Here is a 6,993-nt window from a genome sequence, read left to right as displayed (position 1 = left end):
ACGTGCTCAAGACTGGCGAAAAGGACGTGCCGGCGGGAATCAAGCAGGCGATGGCCAACTCCAACACGCTGCAGGACGCCCTGATGAAGCGGCACTCGCGCGCGGGACGCACGGGCGGCGCGGTGTTCAATGCCACGATGGCGGAAATGAAGGAGCGTGGTATCGAAGCGATGATCTACTCGCACCCCATCGGCGCGCAGGGCCACGGACTCGGTGCCTCCATCGATTTCCGCAGCGCCTTGCGGAGCGACACCACCGCGCAGAATTCGCGTCTGCGGAGCGGGTCGTACATCAGCATCGAGCTCAACACCGCCACCGCCATTCCCGAGTGGGGCGGCAAGAAGCTGTTCGTGATGTTCGAAGACGACGCGCATCTCACCGAGAATGGCTTCGTGTTCTTCCGGCCACGCCAGGAACAGTTCTACATCATTCGCTGACGCTGGCGTGGCAAGCTATTTCGACCTGAGCCATCACATCGAAAGCGGGAAGGTCTACTACAAGGGCCTTCCCGCTCCCGTCATCTGCGATTTTCTGAGCCGCGAGGACTCGCGGGCCCGCTACGCGCCCGGCACCGAGTTTCACATCGGGCGCGTGGAGCTGGTGACGAACACGGGCACGTACATCGACTGCCCGTTTCATCGCTACGCGGACGGGCGGGATACCGCGGCAATGGAACTCGAGCGATTCGTGGATATTCCGGCGCTCGTGGTACGGGCCACGCATCGTGCGTCACGCGCGATCGGCCCCGAAACGTTCGCGGGGCGACAGGTGCGCGGCAAGGCCGTGCTGGTGCACACCGGGTGGGACGCGCACTGGCAGACCGACCGCTACTTCGAAGGTCACCCGCATCTCACCGAGGATGCCGCGGTGTGGCTGCGCGATGCCGGGGCGGTGCTGGTGGGCATCGACTCCTTCAATATCGATGACACCGACGGTGGCACCCGGCCGGTGCACTCGGTGCTACTGCGCGAGGAGATCCTGATCGCCGAGCATCTGACCGGTCTGGCGGCGCTCCCCGACGACGGCTTCACCTTCACGGCCGTGCCCCCCAAACTCGTGGGTGTGGGCACGTTTCCGGTGCGCGCCTTCGCGCGCACCGGCTGATCACGACGCTCAGGGCACCGGCGACGCGAAGAAGCTGTTCGTGCGCCACGCCGGCCGCTTGGCGCGGTTGGCCACGCGAATGGCAAGGTCGGCGTACATCTCGTTGAACGCCGCGGCCGTGGCGAAGTCGACCGGCTGCGTCACGTCGTCGCTCAGCTTGTGGTAGTGATCGCGCACCCACGCCTGCCACGTCTTCTCTTCGGGTGTGCCGGTGCGATAGCCCACCTTGAAGGCGAGCGCCGGAATTCCCTGCCGAATGAAGCTGTACTGATCGCTGCGCACGAACCGGTTCTGCTCGGGTTCCGGATCGGGATACACCTCGAGCCCGCGCGCCTTCGTCACCGCATCGAGATCATCGGCCAGTTCCGACTCATCGTAGCCGTAGGCGAACACGCCCTTCAGTGGAATGAGCGGCAGGAACATGTCGGTGTTGAGGTTCGCCACGATCGTCCCGTTGCGCAGCGACGGATGGGCGGCGAAGTAGCGCGACCCGAGCAGCCCCTTTTCCTCGGCGGTCACACCCACGAAGGCAAGCGTACGCTTGTTGCCGCCACGCTTCGCCACGAGCTTTGCCGTTTCGATGAGCGTGGCCGCACCCGACGCATTGTCCATCGCGCCGTTGAAGATGCTGTCGCCGGTGAGCGCAGGCCCCTTGAAGGTGCCCGTGTGGTCGGTGTGTGCGGTGTACACCACCACCTCGTTCCGCAACGTGGGATCGGTACCGGGGAGCAGGCCCACCACGTTGGGTGACGACAGCGTGCGACGGATAACGGGGAGCGTGGCGCGGAGCGACAGGTTCAGCGCCGCCGTGGGCAGCTTTTCGCCGCGACCCACGCGAGCCACCACACTGTCCCACTGAATGTTCGTCCCGGCGAAGAGACGCGCGGCGAGCGCCGGGTTCATTGTGCCATTGAGCCGCTGGCCGCGCGTATCGTCGAGCATCGTGTCGGCCAGTGCCACCGCCACGCCACCGGTACCGCCGGCTTCACTCCACGTTCCACCGGCACCAATGGCGATGATCCCCACCGCGCCAGCACGTTGCATGGCCGCCCAGCGCGAGCGTGTGCCGTGTGCCTGCAGAGGCGCCGAGAGTCCCTTGGGGACGCCGTTTACGTGCACGACGATCTTCCCCTTGAGGTCGAGGCCGGCGAGATCGTCGACACCAGCCTGCGGCAACGACAGCCCGTAGCCGGCGAATACCAGCGGCGCTTCCACATCGCCCGTGGAGGGGCGCGGTGCCAGACGCAGGTCGCGCCCCACGCTCAGTGGCGTCCACGGTCCCGAACCATCGCGCAGGGCCAATGCCACACCCGCGGCGTCGAGCCGGACCTCGACGAAGTCCACACGCTGCAACCAGCCGTCCGTACCGCCGGGAGTGAGACCGGCCGCGGCGAACTGCGCGGCGACGTACCGCACCGCACTCTCATGACCGGGCGAACCCGTGTCCCGCCCCTTGAGCGAGTCGTGCGCCAGCACCTGCACGTGACGCCACCACGACTCCGCGGCCGCCGGCACCGGCGGGCTCGCCGCCTCGGTCGCGAGACGATTGTCGAGCGCCAGCCGCGCCGTGACGGCGAGACGCTTGCATGCCTGTGCATCGACGATCGTACCCTTCGCGACCCGCTCCCACAGCTGCGCGGCCGCAGGATGCGGCATCACCAGAATGTCACACGGCAGCGTCTCGAAGAGCGTGTGAGCACGGCGGAAGTCGGCGACGCCTCCCGGATACCGCGTATTCGAGGAATAGCGGAAATCATCGGCCGAGATGGGCGACTGACTGTCAGCGTACACGAGATCCTTGCACACCGCGCCTTCACACGACTGCCATGTCCATGTGGTGCCACCGGGCGTGTGCCCGCCGGTCCGATGCGCGGTGAGCGCCAGGCGACCCACTCGCACCACCTCGCCGTCGGCAATCACCCGAACCCGCGCGACCGCAGGAAACGGGGCATTCAGGCCGAACTGCGGATCATCGTCGGTACTGGTGCCACGCTCCATCCAGCGCGCACTCGCCGCTGTCGCCGCTACCGTCGCCCCGCTGCGCGCCGCGAGCCACGCGATCCCACCGGCATGATCGTTGTGCGCGTGGGAATTGAGGATGAGCTTCACGTCGGTGAGCGTGAACCCCAACGCTTCGATGTTGCGGCGGATCAGGGGCGCCGACTCGGGCAGAGCGCCGTCGATGAGCACGTGCCCGTCGGGAGACGTGATGAGCAGCGCCGCGAGCCCGTCCGTACCCACGTAGTACGTATTGCCGAACAGCCGCACGGGGGCGTGCGGCTTGTTCCAGTCGGCGCAGCTGCTGCAGTTGGGTGTGGGCGGTACCACATCGCGATCCTGCGCCGCGAGCGGTGTGGCGAACAGGAGGCCCAGCAGGGCGCTACGGCGCAGTACACCGGGGAAGGACGTCGACACTTGCTCCTCGCAGGTGAACAGGAATCAGGATTCGTGTGTACGTGGACGCAGCAGCCAGACCGGATCGGCGCCCGGCGCGGCCACCAGCATTTCTCGCCGCTCGTAGCCGAGCGCTTCGAGCAGGTGCAAGGAGCGCTCGTTCGCTGGAGAAACGATGGCGACGATCTCGGAAAGCTGTAACCGCTCGCGCGCGTGGCGCAGCACCCCGACCACCGCTTCACGGGCGTAGCCGTGGCCGCGCGCCTCGGGCAGCAGGGCGTACCCCACGTCAGGGTGCGGCAGGGTATCGCGTCTCAGCAGTCCGCAGATGCCGATGGGCGCGCCGGTATCGAGGCGCTCGCAACACCACAAGCCGAACCCATGCTGGGCGTACGAGGCCAGTGGGCCGACATCGAGGTAGCCGCACGCATCGCCCTCGTTGCGCACGCCTCGATCGCCGATGTTCTGCAGAAAATCAGGATCGTTGAGCAGCGTCACGAGAAACGCGGCATCATCGTACGAGAGCTGACGGAGCCGTAGTCGCGCGGTGGTGAGTACGGCTCCGACCATCAGGATCGCGCGCGCCTACGCCTGCGCGGCGCGCGCCGCCTCGAGATGCGCCTGCACCCGCTTGCGGAACCGCTCGGCGATGAGGCGGCCGAGTTCCGTTTCCTTGGTGACCCACTCGGCGTTGCGGAACGCCAGCGGATTACCGACGTGCGCGCGGTACTGCTCGAGCCACGGCTCGATGCGCGTGAAGATGAGCAGTCCTTCGCCGCTGCTCTCCATCATGAATTCACCGTGCATCACGCCGTGGCGGGCCATGGAGTACACCATCTCCCAGTAGGTGCTGCACTGCCGGAAGGCAGCATTGAGCGGGTGATCGGGCTTGGTCACGGCGAGCACGTCCTCCCAGCTGGCGGGGAGGAACTTGGCGACGATGGCGTTACGCGACTCGCGCATCACGGCTTCGCGACGGAGGTCGTACAGCTTGAGCGCCAGCTCGGCGTCGTGATGGTCGGGGAAATCCTTGAGAGGCACGGACGACGGGGCAAAGGTCAGGTTGGAGGCAGGAACAGCTCACGGAACTGTACCACGTTCCCTTCCGGATCGCAGGCGTTGCAGGCGCGGAAGCGGCGGGCGGTGAATTCACGCTCGGCGGGATAGACGAAGCCGCCCAGCAGCGGCGCCATCTCGCGCGCAGCCGCCAGGCTGGGGATGGCGAAGAACAGCTTGATCGCCGTGTCCTCGCGCGGCGCCGGCACCTGCCCTTCGGGTACCGGCGACAACACGTGTGGTGGTACCCCGTGAATCACCAGTTCCGTGCGATCCGACGCGATGACCCGAAGCCCGGGCTCGATATGCACCGGCGACATCTGTACCAGCGCTTCGTAAAAGCGTGCCACCCGATCCACATCGGCCGCAAAGATCACCGCGCCACCATTCATGCCAGCCTCCGTCGAGTCCGAGTGCATTACGCCGTGGGGCGGAAGCTACGGTACGGTGCAGAGGCTGGCTACACGCATTGCGCGCCACGCCCTACGCGCCACGCGCCACGCGCCACGCGCCACGCACTACGCACTACGCACTACGCACTACGCGACACGCATCGCGCAGCGGCTCAGTAATTGAACTGCGCCTGGATGCGGAACAGGCTCCCGCGCTGCTGATTGCGCGAGCGGGTCTTGTCTTCGAAGCGCCGGTCTCCGTGATACCACTCGGTCACGAGTTCGAAGTTGGCGCTGGGCTGCCACTCCACACCCACCTCGATGTCGTTCACTTCGTGGCTGCGGGCGTCACGCTCGTGCTTCTTGCCACCGTCGTACACCTGATAGCGCACGAAGGGGAAGTACACCTGCTTGCCTCGGTTCAACCGGTATGAAGCCGTCACGAAACCGCCGCGCAGGGTCTGGGTTTCGATCGAGTCTTTCGCCGGGTTGTACTCCGGGCCTCGCCCAACGTTGTATTCGGCAAGCAAACCGAACGGCCGCGGCGTGATCGCCAGCGTCGCATTCACCCGCTCATCGGCGTAGGTCCAGTCGCTTCGTCCCTTCACCCCCGTACTGCGCTGATCCGAGGTGACCGTGTACTTGCCGGTATATGCGCTGATCCCCGGCTCGATGAGCTGCTTGCCCACGGCAAAGGGATAGCTCGCGCGGGCCACCACATGGAGGTTGTCATTCGCGTCCGGGCGATTCGCCGTCTGACCGTTGAACGCCCCGATGGTGAGCATCCCGTAGTCACCGCTGCCCTTCCCGGTGCCTGTCGCCAATTCGGCAAGTCGCGCACGCACCTTCGTCGGGGTGTACATGAAGAACACGCCCAGATCACGCTCGTTGGAGTTCGCGCTGTTGGTCGCGTCGGCGCGATCGAGTGGCAGCCGGTTCGAGCTACTCTGCAGGTTCTCGTAGCTAAAGGGCACCTTGCTCTGCCCCAGTCGGAACCGGTAGACGTTCTGCTTGTCCACACCAACGTCGACGTACCAGTCGCGCAGCTGCGCGACGTTACCCGTGGTACCGGCAGTACTCGCGAAGTCGGGCTGCAGATAGATGAATACCTGCGGGTGAATCTGCCCCTGGACGATGAGGCGGGCCCGACGGATGAAGAAGCCGCCGTTCTGCCCCCAACTACGATCACACTGCTCGCACGCGAACTGGTCGTTGGTCTCGAACAAGCGATTGTATCGAATCTGGCCGTAGCCGCGAATGCGGAAGGACTCATACCACGGCTTGGCCGCCGCCGGCGCTGGTGCCGTCGCAGACTGGGCCTGCATGGACGCTGCGGGCACCAGCACGAGGGTGGCCAGCGCGAAGCAACGAACTACTCGAAACAGCTGCGGAAGAAGCGGCATGTAAAGACTGGGATACGCGTCGGTAACGAAGCGGACCCACGAGTCTACTCAGGCCGTTACATGTAACCGATCGTCGTGACACGACGGTTACAGTTGTTACGAAGGGGTTACCGCGGCATGCGACAATTGGTGTTTTCTTCGGTTTTTGTTCGCACAATCAGCGACGGTCAGCTGGATCGTGCCGGAAAACCACCCCGCCCTTCATCACGAATGTCACGTGTTCGAGCTGGCGAATGTCACGGAGCGGATCGCCCGGCACGGCGACAATGTCGGCCAGTTTGCCGGTCGCCAACGAGCCAATGCGATCCTGCATGCCGAGGATCTCGGCGTTGAGCGAGGTGGCGGAGACGATGGACGCCATCGCGGACTCACCGAGCCGCGCGCGTTCGCCGAATTCGCGGGCGTTCTGGCCATGCGGAATGACCATCGCGTCCGTGGCGAACCCAATGGGAATGCCGGCCGCCAACGCCCGGCGGAATCCGGCGTCCTTGATCGCGCTCACCTGGCGTGACCGGACCCGTTCGCTCTCGGGGACAGGGCTGTCGGGACGCTCGATCGCCGCCGACGTGTACAGCGTGGGTACGTAGAAGGTGCCGCGATTCGTCGCCTTGAGGAGCGTGATCGCCTCGTCGTCGAGGTAGGAG

General features: G+C 65.7%; 8 protein-coding genes. 2 read left to right on the top strand and 6 right to left on the bottom strand.

Features of this window, described 5'->3' with window-relative positions; translation table 11 throughout:
* Both ACIQ6O_RS10730 and ACIQ6O_RS10725 read left to right on the top strand, forming a co-directional pair.
* The coding region (locus ACIQ6O_RS10730) for a M24 family metallopeptidase (RefSeq protein ID WP_396207784.1) at positions 1–437 on the top strand (437 nt) is incomplete at its 5' end.
* A gap of 7 nt (positions 438–444) precedes the next feature.
* Entirely contained in the window at positions 445–1,104 is a 660-nt protein-coding gene (locus ACIQ6O_RS10725) for a cyclase family protein (protein ID WP_396207783.1), read from the top strand.
* Between the two features lie 9 nt (positions 1,105–1,113).
* Here ACIQ6O_RS10725 and bla read toward each other — a convergent pair whose 3' ends face one another.
* The 6 genes from bla to ACIQ6O_RS10695 form a co-directional block, all read right to left on the bottom strand.
* Positions 1,114–3,519 carry a subclass B3 metallo-beta-lactamase gene (gene bla / locus ACIQ6O_RS10720; protein ID WP_396207782.1) on the bottom strand — a complete coding sequence of 802 codons (2,406 nt, stop codon included), beginning with the start codon at positions 3,517–3,519 and terminating at the stop codon, positions 1,114–1,116.
* Positions 3,520–3,543: 24 nt separating this feature from the next.
* Positions 3,544–4,068 carry a GNAT family N-acetyltransferase gene (locus tag ACIQ6O_RS10715; protein ID WP_396207781.1) on the bottom strand — a complete coding sequence of 175 codons (525 nt, stop codon included), beginning with the start codon at positions 4,066–4,068 and terminating at the stop codon, positions 3,544–3,546.
* Positions 4,069–4,083: 15 nt separating this feature from the next.
* Positions 4,084–4,539, bottom strand: a complete 456-nt coding sequence (locus tag ACIQ6O_RS10710; RefSeq protein ID WP_396207780.1) for a hypothetical protein — start codon at positions 4,537–4,539, stop codon at positions 4,084–4,086.
* A 17-nt stretch (positions 4,540–4,556) separates the two neighbouring features.
* On the bottom strand, positions 4,557–4,946 hold the full coding sequence (locus ACIQ6O_RS10705) for a glyoxalase/bleomycin resistance/dioxygenase family protein (RefSeq protein WP_396207779.1): 390 nt from the start codon (positions 4,944–4,946) through the stop codon (positions 4,557–4,559).
* 173 nt (positions 4,947–5,119) lie between these two features.
* On the bottom strand, positions 5,120–6,349 hold the full coding sequence (locus ACIQ6O_RS10700; protein WP_396207778.1) for a porin: 1,230 nt from the start codon (positions 6,347–6,349) through the stop codon (positions 5,120–5,122).
* 157 nt (positions 6,350–6,506) lie between these two features.
* Positions 6,507–6,993, bottom strand: a 487-nt coding sequence (locus tag ACIQ6O_RS10695; RefSeq protein ID WP_396207777.1) for an amidohydrolase family protein, incomplete at its 5' end; no start/stop codon positions are given.

The sequence above is a fragment of the Gemmatimonas sp. genome, assembly GCF_044345575.1.
Classification (GTDB): domain Bacteria; phylum Gemmatimonadota; class Gemmatimonadetes; order Gemmatimonadales; family Gemmatimonadaceae; genus Gemmatimonas.
The sequence above is the reverse complement of the archived record's forward strand: the minus strand, read 5'-3'. Positions and strand labels throughout refer to the sequence as shown.

What these genes read in the sequence shown, in the direction of transcription:
- ACIQ6O_RS10715 (WP_396207781.1), bottom strand. Translation starts at nt 4,068, where the DNA reads ATGGTCGGAGCCGTACTCACCACCGCGCGACTACGGCTCCGTCAGCTC.
- ACIQ6O_RS10705 (WP_396207779.1), bottom strand. Translation starts at nt 4,946, where the DNA reads ATGAATGGTGGCGCGGTGATCTTTGCGGCCGATGTGGATCGGGTGGCA.
- ACIQ6O_RS10700 (WP_396207778.1), bottom strand. Translation starts at nt 6,349, where the DNA reads ATGCCGCTTCTTCCGCAGCTGTTTCGAGTAGTTCGTTGCTTCGCGCTG.